9 protein-coding genes and 1 tRNA gene are annotated in these 14,357 nt (G+C 69.2%); 5 read left to right on the forward strand and 5 right to left on the reverse strand.

The window, feature by feature from the left end; translation table 11 throughout:
* Positions 1-52 precede the first annotated feature (52 nt).
* Both ACT3TD_RS01290 and gltB read right to left on the reverse strand, forming a co-directional pair.
* On the reverse strand, positions 53-1,630 hold the full coding sequence (locus ACT3TD_RS01290) for a glutamate synthase subunit beta (RefSeq protein ID WP_301442262.1): 1,578 nt from the start codon (positions 1,628-1,630) through the stop codon (positions 53-55).
* A complete protein-coding gene (gene gltB, locus ACT3TD_RS01295) occupies positions 1,630-6,222 on the reverse strand; it encodes a glutamate synthase large subunit (RefSeq protein ID WP_301442268.1) in 4,593 nt (1,530 codons plus the stop codon). The genes ACT3TD_RS01290 and gltB overlap by 1 nt, the downstream gene beginning before the upstream one ends.
* A gap of 441 nt (positions 6,223-6,663) precedes the next feature.
* On the opposite strand from gltB, the gene ACT3TD_RS01300 reads away from it, so the two are divergent.
* Together ACT3TD_RS01300 and ACT3TD_RS01305 are read left to right on the forward strand one after the other, a co-directional pair.
* Positions 6,664-7,443 (forward strand): hypothetical protein, encoded by a 780-nt coding sequence (locus tag ACT3TD_RS01300; protein WP_301442261.1) that lies wholly within the window; start codon positions 6,664-6,666, stop codon positions 7,441-7,443.
* A gap of 77 nt (positions 7,444-7,520) precedes the next feature.
* Positions 7,521-8,117: a L,D-transpeptidase gene (locus tag ACT3TD_RS01305; RefSeq protein ID WP_301442260.1), complete on the forward strand. Its 597-nt coding sequence runs from the start codon at positions 7,521-7,523 to the stop codon at positions 8,115-8,117.
* Between the two features lie 13 nt (positions 8,118-8,130).
* On the opposite strand, the gene ACT3TD_RS01310 is transcribed toward ACT3TD_RS01305, so the two are convergent.
* Both ACT3TD_RS01310 and ACT3TD_RS01315 read right to left on the reverse strand, forming a co-directional pair.
* Positions 8,131-9,639: a GntP family permease gene (locus ACT3TD_RS01310; RefSeq protein ID WP_301442259.1), complete on the reverse strand. Its 1,509-nt coding sequence runs from the start codon at positions 9,637-9,639 to the stop codon at positions 8,131-8,133.
* Between the two features lie 188 nt (positions 9,640-9,827).
* A tRNA-Ser gene (locus tag ACT3TD_RS01315) sits at positions 9,828-9,915 on the reverse strand.
* A 120-nt stretch (positions 9,916-10,035) separates the two neighbouring features.
* Here ACT3TD_RS01315 and ACT3TD_RS01320 point away from each other — a divergent pair.
* A complete protein-coding gene (locus ACT3TD_RS01320) occupies positions 10,036-11,022 on the forward strand; it encodes an NAD(P)H-quinone oxidoreductase (protein WP_301442267.1) in 987 nt (328 codons plus the stop codon).
* On the opposite strand, the gene ACT3TD_RS01325 is transcribed toward ACT3TD_RS01320, so the two are convergent.
* Positions 11,019-12,326 (reverse strand): aminotransferase class V-fold PLP-dependent enzyme, encoded by a 1,308-nt coding sequence (locus ACT3TD_RS01325; protein ID WP_301442258.1) that lies wholly within the window; start codon positions 12,324-12,326, stop codon positions 11,019-11,021. The genes ACT3TD_RS01320 and ACT3TD_RS01325 overlap by 4 nt on opposite strands.
* Before the next feature lie 188 nt (positions 12,327-12,514).
* On the opposite strand from ACT3TD_RS01325, the gene wzm reads away from it, so the two are divergent.
* Positions 12,515-13,420, forward strand: a complete 906-nt coding sequence (gene wzm / locus ACT3TD_RS01330) for a galactan export ABC transporter permease subunit Wzm/RfbD (protein WP_441579490.1) — start codon at positions 12,515-12,517, stop codon at positions 13,418-13,420.
* Between the two features lie 12 nt (positions 13,421-13,432).
* Entirely contained in the window at positions 13,433-14,224 is a 792-nt protein-coding gene (gene wzt, locus ACT3TD_RS01335; RefSeq protein ID WP_301442257.1) for a galactan export ABC transporter ATP-binding subunit Wzt/RfbE, read from the forward strand.
* The last annotated feature ends 133 nt before the right edge of the window (positions 14,225-14,357 follow it).

A 14,357-nucleotide genomic window follows, 5' to 3' on the forward strand; every position in this document is an offset into this window, starting at 1 on the left:
GTAAATCTACCCGGGGACGAAGACGGGACCGGCCCCGCCCCCGGGGTCCGGACTACACGCTCAGCGGCATGTCGGACGGCGCGACGGGGCGCGGCAGGGCGCTCTCGCCCATCAGCGCGCGGTCCACGGCGGCGGCGCAGGCGCGTCCCTCGGAGATCGCCCAGACGATCAGGGAGGCGCCGCGTCCGGCGTCACCGGTGGCGAACACCGGTGCGTCGAACCCGGTGTCGCGCACGGCGGAGGACTCCGCCCACCAGGTGCGGTAGTTGTCGTCGCGCTTCAGGCGTCCACGGCCGTCGACGGGCAGGCCGAGCTCGGAGATGATGCCCCTGGTGTCCACGGAGGTGAAGCCGACGGCGAGCAGGACGAGGTCGGCGTCCATGTCGACCTCGGTGCCGGGCAGGTTGACGGTGCCCTCGGCGGTGCGGTCGCAGGTGGCCGCGCGCAGGCTGGTGACCCGGCCGTCCTCACCGGTGAGCTCCACGGTGTTGATGCGGTGCTCGCGCTTGCCCAGCGGGGTGCCGACCTCGCGCTCGGCGAGGCCGAGGGCGACGATCTCGTCGGCGGACTCGTCGCCGCTGATGTGGTACTCGCCCTCCTCGTGGGCGGACGCCACACGCCAGATCTTCGGCCACACCGGCCACGGGTTGTCCTCGGCGCGGTAGGGGTCCGGGGCGGGGTGGTAGTCGAACTGCCGGACGGAGGCCGCGCCCTGGCGCAGCGCGGTGCCGAAGCAGTCGGTGCCGGTGTCGCCGCCGCCAATGATCACGACGTGCTTGCCATTGGCGTCGATCTCGGGGGTGTCGATGTCGCCGGCGACCACGCGGTTGGCCATCGGGAGGTACTCCATGGCCTGGTGGACGCCGTCGAGGTTGCGTCCGGGCAGGGAGACGTCGCGCGGGACGGTGGCACCGACGGCCATGACCACGGCGTCGAAGCCGGCGAGGTCGGTGGTGGACGGCGAGACACCGGTGCGGAACGTGGTGCCCTCGGCCTCCATCTGGACCAGACGGCGGTCGATCCAGCGGTTCTCGAGCTTGTAGTCCGGGACACCGTAGCGCAGCAGGCCGCCGATGCGGTCGTCACGCTCGAAGACGGTCACGTCGTGCCCGGCGCGGGTGAGCTGCTGGGCGGCGGCCAGGCCGGCGGGCCCGGAGCCGACGACGGCGACGGACTGCCCGGTGGAGAAGCTGGCCTTGACCGGGCGCACCCAGCCCTCCTCGAAGGCGTGCTCCACGATCTGAAGTTCCACGGTCTTGATCGCGACGGGGTCACCGACGCCGGCACCGGCCCCGATGCCCTCGATGCCGAGCACGCAGGCGCCCTCGCAGGGGGCGGGGCAGATGCGACCGGTGAACTCAGGGAAGTTGTTGGTGGCGTGCAGGCGGTCGTACGCCTCCTTCCACCGGCCCTGGCGGACCAGGTCATTCCACTCGGGGATGATGTTGCCCAGGGGGCAGCCGTCGTGGCAGAAGGGGATGCCGCAGTCCATGCAGCGGGAGGCCTGGGTCTGCACCTTCGAGTCGGCGAAGGGTTCGTAGACCTCCTTCCAGTCCATCAGGCGCAGCGGGACGGGGCGGTGTGCCGCCTCCTCGCGGGGAAACTTCATGAAACCGTGCGGATCAGCCATTACTTGACTCCCTCCATGATGGCGGCGGCGATGCCGTCCGCGTCCAGGCCTGCGTCGCGGGCCTGTTCGATGGTCTGCAGGACGCGGCGGTAGTCGCGCGGCATGACCTTGATCAGTGACCGGGGGTCCACGTCCACGGTGGAGCCGGTGAGGCGCCGGTGGCGCTCGATGGTGTCGACGAGCCAGTCGAGCTCGTCCTCGGCGACGGCCTCCACGTCGACGAGACCCGGGTTGATGTGCTTCGACATGCCTTCCACGCCGGTACCGTCGTCCATGAGGTAGGCGATGCCGCCGGACATGCCGGCGCCGAAGTTCTCGCCGATGGGGCCGAGGTTGATGACCCGGCCGCCGGTCATGTACTCGCAACCGTGGTTGCCCATGCCCTCGACCACGGCGGTGACGCCGGAGTTACGGACGCAGAAGCGCTCGCCGACGGCGCCGCGGATGAACATCTCACCCGAGACACCGCCGAAGCCCAGGACGTTGCCGGCGATGATCTGGTGCTCGCCGACCGCGCCGTCGCGGCCGTTGGGACGGATGGCGATGGTGCCGCCGGAGAGCCCCTTGGCGACGTAGTCGTTGGCGTCGCCGACGAGGGTCAGGGTCATGCCACGGGGTACGAAGGCGCCGAAGGAGTTGCCGGCCGAGCCGGTGAACGTGAGGTTCACGGTGCTCTCGGGCAGCCCCTCGCGTCCGGCGACGCGGCTGATCAGCGAGCCGGTCATCGTGCCCACGGAGCGGTTGACGTTGGTGATCGGGTACGCCAGCTCGATGGTGGTGCCCTCACCGGCGGCGGCGCGTCGGATGGTCTCCTCGGCGTCCTCGCGGATGCGGTTGTCCAGGGCGCCGTCCAGGCTGTGGTCCTGCTGCTTGGTCTTGTACAGGTCCTGGTGCATGTACGGGCTGTCGGGGCGGGCGAAGATCGGCGAGAGGTCCAGCGACCCGGCGGTCTTGTGGCCGGGGTCGACCTTCCCGGAGCGCAGGCACTCGGAGTGGCCCACGGCCTCCTCCAGGGTGCGGAAGCCGAGCTCGGCGAGGTACTCGCGGACCTCCTGGGCGATGAAGGTGAAGAAGTTGACCACGTGCTCGGCCTGGCCGGTGAACTTCTTGCGCAGGTCGGGGTTCTGGGTGGCCACGCCGACGGGGCAGGTGTCCAGGTGGCAGACGCGCATCATGATGCAACCCTCGACGACCAGGGGTGCGGTGGCGAAACCGAACTCCTCAGCGCCGAGCAGGGCGGCGATAATGACGTCGCGTCCGGTCTTCATCTGGCCGTCGCACTGCACGGTGATGCGGTCACGCAGACCGTTCATCAGCAGGGTCTGCTGGGTCTCGGCCAGGCCGAGCTCCCACGGGCCGCCGGCGTGCTTCAGCGAGTTCAGGGGGGACGCACCGGTGCCGCCGTCGTGCCCGGAGATCAGGACGACGTCCGCGTGTGCCTTCGACACACCCGCGGCGACGGTGCCGACGCCCTGCTCGGCGACGAGTTTGACGTGGATGCGGGCGTCCGGGTTGGCGTTCTTCAGGTCGTGGATCAGCTGCGCGAGATCCTCGATGGAGTAGATGTCGTGGTGCGGCGGCGGGGAGATCAGGCCCACGCCCGGGGTCGTGACGCGCACCTCGGCGATCCAGGGGTACACCTTGTGCGGGGGCAGCTGGCCGCCCTCGCCGGGCTTCGCGCCCTGCGCCATCTTGATCTGGATGTCGGTGCAGTTGTTCAGGTAGTGGCTGGTCACGCCGAAACGGCCGGACGCGACCTGCTTGATCGCCGAGCGGCGCCAGGTGCCGTCAGCCTCGGGTTCGAAGCGTCCCGGGTCCTCGCCGCCCTCACCGGAGTTCGACATGCCCTTGAGCCGGTTCATGGCGATGGCCAGGGTCTCGTGCGCCTCGGCGGAGATCGAGCCGTAGCTCATCGCGCCCGTGGAGAAGCGCTGGACGATGGCGGAGACCGGCTCGACCTCGTCGACGGGGATGGACGGGCGGTCGCTGTGCATCTCGAACAGACCGCGCAGCGTGGCCAGGCGCTTGGCCTGGTTGTCGACCTTCTCGGAGTACTCCTTGAAGATGCGGTACGCCCCGGTACGGGTGGCGTGCTGCAGCTTGAACACGGTCTCCGGGTTGAACAGGTGGTACTCGCCCTCGCGGCGCCACTTGTACTCGCCGCCGATCTCGAGCTCGCGGTGGGCGGCCTCCTCCGGACGCGGCAGGAAGGCGAACCGGTGACGCACGGCGACGTCGGCGGCGACCTCGTCGAGGCCGATGCCGGAGATCGGGCTGTTGCAGCCCTCGAAGTAGTCGTCGAGCAGGTTCTGGTGCAGGCCGGTGACGTCGGCGAGCTGGGCGCCGCGGTAGGACGCCACGGTGGCGATGCCCATCTTCGACATGATCTTCTGCACGCTGGCGGTCGCACCCTCGATGAAGTTCCGGCAGCCCTCGTCGGTGCTCAGCGAGCCGAGCTGGCCGCGCTTGACGAGCTCGTCGATGGTCTCGAAGGCGAGGTAGGGGTTGATCGCGTCGGCGCCGAAGGTGATCAGCATCGCCAGGTGGTGGACCTCGCGGGCGTCACCGGACTCGACGATCAGCGAGGCCTGCGTGCGGGTGCGCTCGGCGACGAGGTGCTGGTGCACCGCGCTGGTGAGCAGCAGGGACGGGATGGGCGCCATGCGCTCGTCGGACTCACGGTCGGAGAGGATGATCAGCGTCGCGCCGTCCTCGATGGCCCGCGAGGTCTCGCGGCGGATGCGCTCGATGGCCTGGCGCATGCCGCGGCCGCCGTGGGCGACCGGGTAGAGCCCGGAGATCACCGCGGAGCGGAAGTCGCCGAAACCCTCGTGGTCGCCGGCCTGGCGCAGGGTGGCCAGGGTGGAGTTCAGCAGGACCGGGGTCTCCAGGTGGATGCGGTGCGCGGCCTCGGGCACCTCGGTGGTGACGTCGACCTGGCGTCCCAGCTGGGTGAACATGCTGGTAACCATCTTCTCGCGGATGGAGTCCAGCGGCGGGTTCGTGACCTGCGCGAAACGCTGCGCGAAGAAGTCGAAGAGCATGCGGGGACGGTCCGACAGCGCCGCGATGGGCGTGTCGGTGCCCATGGAGCCGAGCTGCTCGCCGCCGGTGACGGCGAGCGGCTGGATCAGGACGTCGACGTCCTCCTCGGTCATGCCGAAGACCCGCTGGCGCAGGACGACGCGCTCGTGGCTCATCGCCTCGTACTCGACCGGGGGCAGGTCGGCGAAGCGCACGATGTTGTCGTCGACCCACTGGCGGTAGGGCTTGTCGGCGAGGCGGGTCTTGATCTCGTCGTCGGGGATGATGCGCCCCTCGGCGGTGTCGACCAGGAACATGCGGCCGGGCTCCACGCGGCGGCGCTGCACGATGTCCTCCGGGGGAACGGGCAGCAGACCGGCCTCGGAACCACCGATGACCAGGCCGTCCTTGGTGACCCAGATGCGCCCGGGACGCAGTCCGTTACGGTCGAGCACGGAGCCGATGACGGTGCCGTCGGTGAAGACCAGCGCCGCCGGGCCGTCCCACGCCTCCATCAGCGAGGAGTGGTACTCGTAGAAGGCGCGCACGTCCGGGTCCACGGCGGGGTTACGCTCCCACGCCTGCGGGACCATCATCATCACCGCGTGCGGCAGTGAGCGTCCGGCGAGGTGGAGCAGCTCCAGGGCCTCGTCGAAACGTCCGGTGTCCGAGCCGGACGGGTCGCAGACCGGCAGGATGCGCTCGATGTCGCCGAGGGCCTCCGAGCGGATCTGGGACTCGCGGGCGCGCATCCAGTTCTCGTTGCCGCGCACGGTGTTGATCTCACCGTTGTGCGCGAGCAGCCGGTAGGGGTGCGCCAGCGGCCAGGAGGGGAAGGTGTTGGTGGAGAAGCGGGAGTGCACGACCGCCAGCGCCGACTCGACACGCTCGTCCTGCAGGTCAGGGTAGAAGTCGCGCAGCTGCGGGGTGGTCAGCATGCCCTTGAACACGATGGTGCGCGAGGACAGCGACGGGAAGTAGACGGTGTCGGACCCCGGGCCCTCACCGGGGCCCTTGGAGCCGAGCTCGCGCTCGGCACGCTTGCGCACGAACCACACGCGGCGGTCCAGCTCGATGCCGGAGAGCTCGTTGCCTTCGGCGTCCTGCCCGGAGATGAACAGCTGGTAGAAGATCGGCTCGGCGTCGCGCGCCATCGCGCCCAGCGCGGAGTCGTCGACGGGGACCTCGCGCCAGGCGAGCAGGGTGAGGTCCTCCTCGGCGATGATGGACTCCACGGCGCGCATCGCGTCGAGGGCGGCCATGCGGGCGGCCGGGAGGAAGGCGATGCCGGTGGCGTAGGCGCCGGGTGCGGGCAGGTCGATGCCCTGCTCGGCCAGCACCTCGCGGTAGAAGCGGTCCGGGACCTGCATGAGGATGCCCGCGCCGTCGCCGGTGTTCTTCTCGGCTCCGGCGGCACCGCGGTGGTCGAGGTTGACCAGCGCCTGGATGCCCTTCTCGACGATGTCGTGGGTGGCGCGTCCGTGCATGTCGGCGACGAAGGCGACGCCACACGCGTCGTGTTCGTGGGCGGGGTTGTAGAGCCCCTGGGGCGCCGGGTAGTTCTTCAGCTGGTTGTTCACGGGGTGGTCATCCTCCGGTCGTCGGGTCGGGCAGTGCGTTTCGCCGGTGGCCTGGGGTGGTGGCCTTTCCTCGGTACGGGTGCGTTTGCCCTACTGATACGGACCTGCGCAGGCGACACAAAATTAGGCTTGGCTTAGAGCCGCTGGTGCGCTCGGCGAAATGTGATGCAGCACACATTTTTTCGTCGTGCCGGTGTCCGTCTCGTTCTGTGGTTGTCTTTGTATCCTATCTCCCGCGGGACGGCATATCGATACAGCAGCGTATTCCCACTTGGCGCTGAGGCATATCCCACGGTTCGGGATGATTGTTACAACGCAGTTACATCGCCATTTCTTCGTTGTGTACGTCCCGAGGGCGCCGCAACGCGTCTGAAACGCGCCGCCGGACCCGACGCATGCGTACACTGTCGCGCCGTTACCATGGGAGTGGTGAAGGACCCCCTGAGAATTCCCCGCGTCCTGGAGACCCTCTCGCAGGCATGGGAGCGCCAACCCGAGCTCACCCTCCCCCAGCTCTACGGCGTGCTGGAGTCCCGCGGCATCGGCTGGAACTCCTCCGACGAGGAGGTCACCGATGTGCTGGACGCCCTGGTCGCCGAGCGACCGTCCCACCTCACCGCCGAGTCGCCGGGACGCTACCTCGTGGAGACCGAGGACCCGCACCACCGCATCACCCTCGACCCCTGGTGGGCGGCGGTGCGTCCGGGCCGCGCCGGCCGTACCGGCCGCACCTCCAGTACCTCCAGGACCTCCCGTACGCAGGACGGCACGGCGCAGGACGCGCGCGACGCGCCGCAGCCGACGGTCTGGCGCCACGGCGGCGTCCGGCGGTGCGCGACCGGCCAGCCGCTGAGCGTGCTGGACGCCGAGGGCACCGTGCACCGCTTCGGCCTGGTCACCCGCATCAGTGTCCTGAGCCCGGCGGTGTCCTCCCCCACCGACGCCCCGGACCTGGACGGCCTCACCCACGACCGGCTGGGCGGGCACGTGTACCTGCTGCGACTCGCCGGCGACGAGTTCGCCGGGACGACCGTGCTGGTCGACCGCTCGCTGTGGATCTTCGACGTTTCCCGGCGGGAGGTCCACCGCGACAAGGTGCGCTGGTCACGGCTGGTCTCCGCCGCGGTTGGCGCGGAGCTGACCGTGGAGCGCCACGGCGGCGGACGGATGCACCTGCCGGTCGTGGAGCAGGTCACCGTGCTGGAGTAGCTGCGCCGCACCGCGCAGGGGAGGTAAGGTTGACCGAACACGTTTCAGGTACAAACTATCCTCCGGAGGTGCGTCCGATGAAGAGAATCGGTCGAGTCCTGTCGTTGTTCGCCGGCACCGCTGCCCTGACCCTAAGCTTCGCCGCCCCGGCGAACGCCGCGCCGGCACTCCAGATGCCTGCGCTCCCCCAGCTACCCTCGTGGGCCTCCGACCTGCTGCCGGACGGCTCGACACCGGTTCCCGCGCCGGCGCCTGCACCTGCACCGTCTCCAGCTCCGTCCCCGTCTCCGGCTCCCGTGAACGCCCCGTGTGCCGTGGAGGCCAAGGCGTGCATCAGCCTGGGCGACCAGACCGCCTGGCTGCAGGACGGCGCGGGAACGGTCACGCGCGGCCCGGTCGCGGCGAGCACCGGGCGCGCCGGCTTCGAGACCCCGGTCGGCACCACGCAGGTCACCCGCAAGGACGCCAACTGGTGGTCGACCGCCTACGACGCGCCGATGCCGTTCTCGGTGTTCTTCTCCGCCGGGTCGACGTACCCCGGTGACATCGGCATCGCGTTCCACGAGGGCGATCCGGGCGTGCTCTCCCACGGCTGCGTCCACCTGCTGCACGACGACGCCGTCGCCTTCTTCAACTCCCTGCAGGTCGGCGACGTGGTGGACGTGGTCGCCTGAGGCCTCCGTCCGTCTACGCGATCAGGTAGATCACGGTTCCGAGCGCGGCAGCGACACAGCCGATCAGGGTCTTGATGACCGTCCAGGTCTTGAACGTCTGCGGCACGCTCATCCCCAGCAGTCGGCCGATGAGCCAGAAGCTGGCGTCGTTGACGTGGGACAGCACGGAGGACCCACCTGCGAGCACGATGGTCAACGCCGCGGTCTGCAGCGGACTCAGTCCGGCCGCCGCCACCGAGGCGCCCAGCAGCCCCGCGGCCGTGGTGATCGCGACCGTCGCCGTGCCGAGCGCGACGCGGACGATGGCGGCGACGACGAACACAGCGGCGACGAGCGGAAGGCCGGTGTCCTGCAGCGTCCCGGAGAGCGCGTCGCCGATGCCGCTGGCGAGCAGGACGCCGCCGAACATGCCGCCGGCACCGGTGATCAACATGACCGGCGCGATGGGCTTCAGGGCGTTGTCGAGCATGTCCTCGATCACCTCGGGGGCGTTGCCCCTGCGGACGCCGATGACCCAGCAGGAGGCGAGCACGGTGATCAACAGCGCGATCGGCGTGGAGCCGAGCAGGACCAGGCCCGCGGCCCAGGTGGCGTCCGGGTCGATCGTGCCCGTGCGTCCCAACGTGGTGACCAGCGTGTTCATGAAGATCAGCACCAGGGGCAGGGCGAGCAGGCCGACCAGGACCCGGACGCGCGGCGGTTCGACGTCGTCGACCTGCGGACCACCGGTCACGAGCTCGGGGACGGGCAGGTCGATCCGCTTGCCGATCCACATGCCGTAGAGGTAGCCGGAGATGTACCAGGAGGGGATCGCGACGACGAGGCCGACGAGGACCACCAGGCCGACGTCCGCGCCGAGCAGCACCGTGGCCGCGACGACCCCGGGGTGCGGCGGCAGCAGGACGTGCATGGTGGACAGCGCCGCGGCAGCGGGGAGCACGTAAATCAGGACGCTGCCGCCGAGCCGGCGCGCGGTGGCCAGCAGGATCGGCAGCATCACCATGAAGGCGGCGTCGAAGAAGATGGGGAACCCGAACATCAGCGAGGCGACACCCAGGGCGAAGGGGGCGCGCTTCTCCCCCAGGCGGTCGATCATCGCCGAGGACAGGGCCGCGGCCCCGCCGCTGGTCTCGAAGAGCCGGGCGAACATCACGCCGAAGGCGAGCAGGAGCCCGACCTCGCCGAGGGTGCTGCCGAAGCCGTCGAGCAGGACGTCGAGCACCTCGGTCATGGTGATGCCGGTGGCCAGGGCGGTTCCGAGGCTCACCAGCACCAGCGCGATCACCGGGTGCAGCTTCATCTTCATGATGAGCAGGAGCAGGACCGCCACGGCAGCTGCGGCGATGGTCAGCAGCAGGCCGGAGCCGTAGATCTCTGGCTTCGGGACGAGCGCGACGGCGAGGAGCCCGAGGGCGATGAGGACGAGGCCGATCCCGAAGGACGCTCCCGTCGTGGGGCCGGGTGTGGGGCCCGTCTTCTGCGAGGAGGACGGACGCGGTGCCGACTGTTGCGTAGGGGGCATCGGTGACTTCCGGTCGATGTGTGACCACCGTCCGCCGGGGGGCAGGCGTGTGAGGGACGCCGCTGAACCTACACGAGTACTTAGCCGTGGACAACAAAATCCTCACGCCCGGATCATCCGGCCACGCCATTCCATGCCGTGCCCCAGGATGAAGTCGCGCGCCCCTCCCGCGGGTACCGCACTCACATTGGCGGAGACGAGGGGATTTGAACCCCTGGACGATCGCTCGTCGCTGGTTTTCAAGACCAGTGCATTCGGCCGCTCTGCCACGTCTCCCTGGCCGCACGCACACCTGGTGCGTCCGGCGCGCCCTGATTCTAACCCACCGCGGGCCTCCTGTCGGTGTCCACCCCTCGTAGCCGCAGGATGACTAGGCTGGCGGCCATGAACGGGAACATGAAGGCCATCATCCAGACTGACCCCGACGATCCCCAGGCCCTGCACTGGCAGGAGACCCACATCCCCACCCCGCAGGACGGTGAGGTGCTCGTGCAGGTCACCGCCGCCGGCCTGAACCGCGCCGACACGCTCCAGGCCAAGGGGAACTACCCGCCGCCGAAGGGGGTGTCGGAGATCCTGGGGCTGGAGGCCGCCGGCATCGTCGTCGACCCGAACGGCTGCGAGCGTCCGGACGGGACCCCCTACCGGGAGGGCGACGAGGTCGGCGCCCTGCTCTCCGGCGGCGGGTACGCGCAGTACACGGTGGTCCCCGTCGGCCAGCTCGTGCCGGTGCCGGACGGCTTCGGCCTGGCCGAGACCGCCAGCGTGATCGAGGCGGCCTGCACCGTGTGGTCGAACCTGATGATGACCGCGCGCCTGCACGAGGGCGACACCCTGCTCATCCACGGCGGTGGCGGCGGTATCGGCATCTTCGCCATCCAGATGGCCCACGCGCTGGGCGTACGGGTCGCGGTCACCGCGGGCAGCTCCGAGAAGCTCGACGTGTGCCGTCGCTACGGCGCGGACGTGCTGATCAACTACCGCGAGGAGGACTTCGTCAAGGTCATCAAGGAACTCGGCGGTGCGGACGTGGTCCTCGACATCATCGGCGCGAAGTACCTGGACGGCAACATCTCCGCACTGGCTCCGGACGGTCACCTGGTGATCATCGGCATGCAGGGCGGTGTGAAGGGCGAGCTCAACATCGGCAAGCTGCTCGCCAAACGCGGCAACATCTCCGCCACCGGCCTGCGTTACCGTGACCGCGAGGACAAGGCACGCGTGGTGGCGGACACGGTGAAGAACGTGTGGCCGATGCTGGAGGACGGACGGATCAGCCACCACGTTGACCGGGTCTTCCCGGTGCAGGACGCCGCCCACGCCCACCAGCAGTTGCTGGACGGCAGGATCACCGGCAAGGCGATCCTCGAGGTCACCGACTAGACGATCCCGCCGATCACCCGGACGAGGTGGTCCATGTCCATCTGCGTGTTGTGGGGGGCCAGGGCGACGCAGACCGCGCCGCCCATCTCAGCCACACCCATCTGGTCGAACAGGGCACTCTCCTCCAGGCCGACGGTCTGCGCCACGACCCCGTTGCTGAGCAGCCGCTCACCCACCGTGGACGCCTCGATGCCCTGGACCAGGAAGCTCACCCGCGGCAGGCGGTCGACCGGGCCGAAGTGACGGCCGCTGTCGTCCGGGACCGAGCCCCAGCTGTTGTGGTCGTGCTCGGTGTCGACGTCGATCTCCCCGTCCACACCCACCACGTGCACGTTCTCCAGGTCCCGCAGTCCGTCGACGAGGTATCCGGCGAGCCGTCCGAGGTATTCCTCGGCGGACTGCAGGGACGTGCGCAGACGTTCGCGACGCGGGCCGGTGGCCTCCTCGTCCAACCCGGCGAGGTGGTCCACGGCGGCGGGGACGCCGCCGAACATGCCGGGGGCGTTGCCGTCACGCTCGAGCTCGGCGACGCGGCGGGCGGTGAGCTCCTGCGCGTCCGGAGCGGCGTGGCGTCCGCGGCGCAGCTCCACCAGGTGCAGCTCCGCCAGCAGTGAGGGGTCGCGGAACACCAGGGCGCCGACCTCCGGGCCGCCGAGCGGGGCAAGGTCGAGGGCGACGACGTCCGCGTCCCACGCGTCCATGTCGATCAGACGGTAGGGCGCGTAGGCGCCCGCGTCCACGACGAGCCACGCCCGCGACTTCGCCCGCATGATGTCGGCGATCGCGCGCACGTCGGTGACGGTGCCCAGGTGGGCGTTCGCCGCCGGCACCGCGACGATCGAGGTGTCCAGGCTGATGAGGCTGGTGAACTGCCAGGCAGGCAGCGCGCCGGTGGTCAGGTCCGCCTCCGCCCACCGCACCGAGGCACCGTAGAGGTCCGCGGCGAGCTTCCAGGGCGTGATGTTGGACGGCTCGTCCACCCGGCTGAGCACGACCTCACGGCCCATGCGCAGCTTCGCGGGCACGGCCGTGGCCAGGGTGCTCAGCAACGTGGCCCGACTGGGCCCCAGCACCACGCACTCGGGGGACGCACCGACCAGGTCGGCGACGGCCTCACGGGCCGCCGACACGTACCGGTCGCCACGCGGGCCACCGTCCTGCCCCTGCAGCGGGGACGCACGGAACGCCCGTGACACGGCCGAACTGACTTTCTCGGGCACCTGCGCGCGCCGTCCTGCATTGAGGTAGGTCCAGCCCTCCGACAGGGATTCGTAGAGGCCTCGCACCCTCGCGATGTCGAACACTTCCGACTGCCCCTTTCCGCATCTCGCCACACCGGCAGACTGAGAATATTCCTGCAGGTCAAGCTACTTGGGCGCAGTGAACCACCGCGCCGTCCCGTCAACGTCACCGATACTACATCGACCCACGGACATGAGTGGTACCGGCGTTGATTACCGCACACCCGCCCGTTCCGGAGTACCGTAACCACGTGTCAGATTCAGAAAACCCCCGGCCGGTGGCCACCGCACCGCAGTACGAGCGCTTCGTCGCCGCCCCTGTGGACGGCGAGGCACCCACCTCCCGTTCCCAGACGTTCGGTGCCGCGTGGCAGGACCTGAAGAGCGGGTTCGGCCAGCGTGAGCTCTGGCTCGCCCTGGGTTGGCAGGACATCAAGCAGCGCTACCGGCGCAGCCTGCTGGGCCCGCTGTGGATCACCCTGGCAACCGGCGTGATGGCCCTGGCCCTCGGCCTGCTGTACTCGATGCTCTTCCAGATGGACCTCAAGGAGTTCCTCCCCCACGTCGCCGTGGGCCTGATCATGTGGGGATTCATCTCCGGGTGCATCATCGAGGGCTCGCAGGTCTTCATCGCCAACGAGGGGCTGATCAAGCAGCTGCCCAGCGCGCTGAGCGTGCACGTCTACCGACTGGTCTGGAAGCAGTTCCTGATCCTGTGCCACAACCTCGTCATCTGGGTGATCCTGCTGGTGGTCTTCCAGATCCCCGTGGGCTGGGAGGTCCTGCTGGCCGTGCCGGGCCTGGCGCTGCTGGTCGCCAACGGCGTGTGGGTGTCGATGTTCTTCGGCATCATCGCCACCCGCTACCGCGACGTCGCCCCGCTGCTGGAGTCGCTGGTGCAGCTGCTGTTCTACATGACCCCGATCGTGTGGACGACCAAGACACTGCTCGAGCAGGGCGGTGCCGTGGCCGAGCGCGCACGGATCGCCGAGATCAACCCCCTCTTCCACTACCTCAGCGTGGTCCGCGGACCGATGATCGACGAGCCGGTCGAGATGCACTCCTGGCTCATCGTCATCGGACTGACCGTACTCGGCACCCTGTTCGCCATGGTGTTCATGCGCCAGTGGCGCTCCCGCGTGAGCTACTGGGTTTAAAGGAGAACAACCATGGTTTCCATCGACACCTACGACGCCTGCGTCGACTTCCCCATCTTCGACGCCAAGTCCCGCTCCCTGAAGAAGGCCTTCCTCGGCGCGGCCGGCGGCGCGATCGGACGAAACTCCGACAACACCGTGGTCGTCGAGGCGCTGCGTGACGTGAACCTGCACCTCGAGGAGGGCGACCGCATCGGCCTGGTCGGCCACAACGGTGCCGGCAAGTCCACGCTGCTGCGCCTGCTGTCGGGCATCTACGAACCCACGCGCGGTTCCGCCGCGGTGAAGGGACGTGTGGCACCGGTCTTCGACCTGGGTGTGGGCATGGACCCGGAGATCAGCGGCTTCGAGAACATCATCATCCGTGGCCTCTTCCTCGGCGAGAGCCGGAGGTCCATGGAGAAGAAGATGGACGAGATCGCCGAGTTCACCGAGCTCGGCGACTACCTGGCCATGCCGTTGCGCACCTACTCCACCGGCATGCGCGTGCGCGTGGCACTGGGCGTGGTGACCTCGATCGAGCCGGAGATCCTTCTGCTGGACGAGGGCATCGGCGCGGTGGACGCCGCCTTCATGGAGAAGGCGCGGATCCGCCTGCAGTCGCTGGTGGAGAAGTCCGGCATCCTGGTGTTCGCCTCGCACTCCAACGAGTTCCTGGCGCAGCTGTGCGACTCCGCCCTGTGGGTCGACCACGGCCAGATCCGGTCCTGCGGGCCGGTGGACGAGATCGTCGGCGAGTACGAGGGGCCGGGGGCGGCCGAGCACGTGCGCAACGTGCTGCGCGACCTGGGGCGGTTGGACTAGCGGTAACGCCAGGGCAGACCGCCAGGTGGGAGGCGGTCCACGCTCTTACCAAGAGCAGCCTGAATAGAAGAGGTTAAATAAACGCTTCTTATCTGGTAGGTTATCCTCTACTTGCCGACGTGGCCCCTGACAC

Origin of the sequence: Corynebacterium sp. AOP36-E1-14, assembly GCF_052377495.1 — a bacterium.
In the GTDB taxonomy this organism is placed as follows: domain Bacteria; phylum Actinomycetota; class Actinomycetes; order Mycobacteriales; family Mycobacteriaceae; genus Corynebacterium.

What these genes read in the sequence shown, in the direction of transcription:
- ACT3TD_RS01305 (WP_301442260.1), top strand. Translation starts at nt 7,521, where the DNA reads ATGAAGAGAATCGGTCGAGTCCTGTCGTTGTTCGCCGGCACCGCTGCC.
- ACT3TD_RS01320 (WP_301442267.1), top strand. Translation starts at nt 10,036, where the DNA reads ATGAAGGCCATCATCCAGACTGACCCCGACGATCCCCAGGCCCTGCAC.
- wzt (WP_301442257.1), top strand. Translation starts at nt 13,433, where the DNA reads ATGGTTTCCATCGACACCTACGACGCCTGCGTCGACTTCCCCATCTTC.
- ACT3TD_RS01290 (WP_301442262.1), bottom strand. Translation starts at nt 1,630, where the DNA reads ATGGCTGATCCGCACGGTTTCATGAAGTTTCCCCGCGAGGAGGCGGCA.
- ACT3TD_RS01310 (WP_301442259.1), bottom strand. Translation starts at nt 9,639, where the DNA reads ATGCCCCCTACGCAACAGTCGGCACCGCGTCCGTCCTCCTCGCAGAAG.